This is a genomic window from Lamprobacter sp., assembly GCF_034860625.1.
Classification (GTDB): Bacteria; Pseudomonadota; Gammaproteobacteria; order Chromatiales; family Chromatiaceae; genus Lamprobacter.
Map to the genome: position 1 here is coordinate 1 of NZ_JAYESN010000474.1, position 1,601 is coordinate 1,601.

Sequence of the window (1,601 nt, forward strand, 5' to 3'; positions counted from 1 at the left end):
TGGCCGCCTGATGGCGGTGCTGAAATACTCCGGTGGTTGGGGCGAATCCAACTACCAGAGCCATGAAGTACAGCTGCTCGATGCGGTCCGTGCCGCTGGTCTGACGCCGCTTGGTAATCCCATCTATGCCCGCTACAACTCCCCGTTCTCGCTGCCGTTCCTGCGCCGCAACGAGGTGATGGTCGAGGTCGCCGAATCCGGCAACTGAGCGGCACGTCACCCGATGCAGCTGGGCAACTGACCGCTGCCGCTCTTTCATGGCCAGCCACCGAGTCCGAACGGAATCCGCGTGAGCCATTCAAAACCCACTGACAGCCGCACCGGCACCGATGCCGTTCTCCTCACGCCTCGGCAACAGGGCAGGATACAGATCGGCCGTCTGGGACCGCTGACGCTGAACGGGATCGAAGAGGGATTCCTCGACGTCGGCAGTGCCCTCGGACTTGGTGGCGTGGCTGCGCGCTGTCGTCAGCATGACCGCATCGCGTCCCGGCCGCATTGTCATCTGGACGATCTGCGCCCGTATTGCGATTTCATCGGAGTTTGGGTGACCCACGGACACGAACGCCTCGAGCACCATTGGGCGTTGGACTTGTCTGCATTGCCAGGGTCGCGCTGGCCGCTGCCGCGCTTCGGCGCGAGCGACTGTCGCTGTCCAGCGCATCTGATCGCACTGCCTAAGAGGCCGAGCGATGGACGCCTGCAGCAGACCTTGGGAGCGGGCGAGTGGCTCGAACCAGCCGTTTGTCATGACCCCTGACGCGAGGAGTCATCCCGAAGCCATCGCTGGAGCAGGCGACTGACCTGTTGCGGTAGGCCTCTGGACGGCTGCGGCTTGAGCGATGCCTGGACTGTGCGTAGACTGTGCATCCTCTCACATCGGGTTTCAGGTCCAACGCCATGGTTGCGATCTTCGCAGATGTGCTCGAATCGACACGGGAGCCCGGAACCTCGCGCTTCTCGGCCGTCGGCGTCGCCGATATGCTCGGTCTGCAGCAAGATCTGGCCACGCTGGCAGGGGTCCACCGCAACACCCTGCGCACCCACCCTGAATCGCCAAGACTTCAATCCGCACTGCGTGAGCTCATGCGCCTGGTGTCGGCGGCAACGGCGGTGCAGCCAGACCCACAGCGCGCCATCTTTCTGATCAAGAACGAGCCCATTCCGGCGTTTCGTCACAAGACCCTGTTGCAACTGGTTCAGGATGGTCGGACCGAGGACGCAATCGGCTATCTGGAGTCCATCAGCGCCGGATTTGTCGGTTGATCCTCGTCGACCTGCCGCTCGGCGCAAGAAGGCCACACCCATGTCGTCGTCTTCACAGACCGGCTCAAGGATGGCAACGCGATCACCGTCAACGACCCCGATGGGCGGCTTCCTCGCGACCAGTCCAGCTGGGCGCGCTGATCGTCCCATAGGCTGCCGGTTTGCTATCAACGCTGAGGACAGCGTGCAGTCTGGTGATCCCTATGCGGGAACAAGGCCCACGCGCTTAGCCGATCACCAATCCGATTCCGATGCCAACCAGCACCCATTCAACCCCCATGACGACGCTGTTCTCGATCATCGAATCCCCCAGCCATCCACGGCTTGAGGCGCTC

The 1,601-nt window shown here is 62.8% G+C and carries 4 protein-coding genes; 3 read left to right on the forward strand and 1 reads right to left on the reverse strand.

All coding sequences use genetic code 11. From position 1 onward, the window contains the following. The coding region (locus VBE63_RS28960; protein ID WP_323686439.1) for a heme-binding protein at positions 1-208 on the forward strand (208 nt) is incomplete at its 5' end. Between the two features lie 90 nt (positions 209-298). On the opposite strand, the gene VBE63_RS28965 is transcribed toward VBE63_RS28960, so the two are convergent. After that, entirely contained in the window at positions 299-505 is a 207-nt protein-coding gene (locus tag VBE63_RS28965) for a hypothetical protein (RefSeq protein ID WP_323686442.1), read from the reverse strand. Between VBE63_RS28965 and VBE63_RS28970 the strand changes: the two genes are divergently transcribed. Both VBE63_RS28970 and VBE63_RS28975 read left to right on the forward strand, forming a co-directional pair. Beyond that, a complete protein-coding gene (locus tag VBE63_RS28970) occupies positions 452-760 on the forward strand; it encodes a DUF123 domain-containing protein (protein ID WP_323686441.1) in 309 nt (102 codons plus the stop codon). The two genes, VBE63_RS28965 and VBE63_RS28970, sit on opposite strands and share 54 nt — an antisense overlap. Before the next feature lie 140 nt (positions 761-900). Then, entirely contained in the window at positions 901-1,266 is a 366-nt protein-coding gene (locus VBE63_RS28975) for a DNA-binding protein (protein WP_323686440.1), read from the forward strand. The last annotated feature ends 335 nt before the right edge of the window (positions 1,267-1,601 follow it).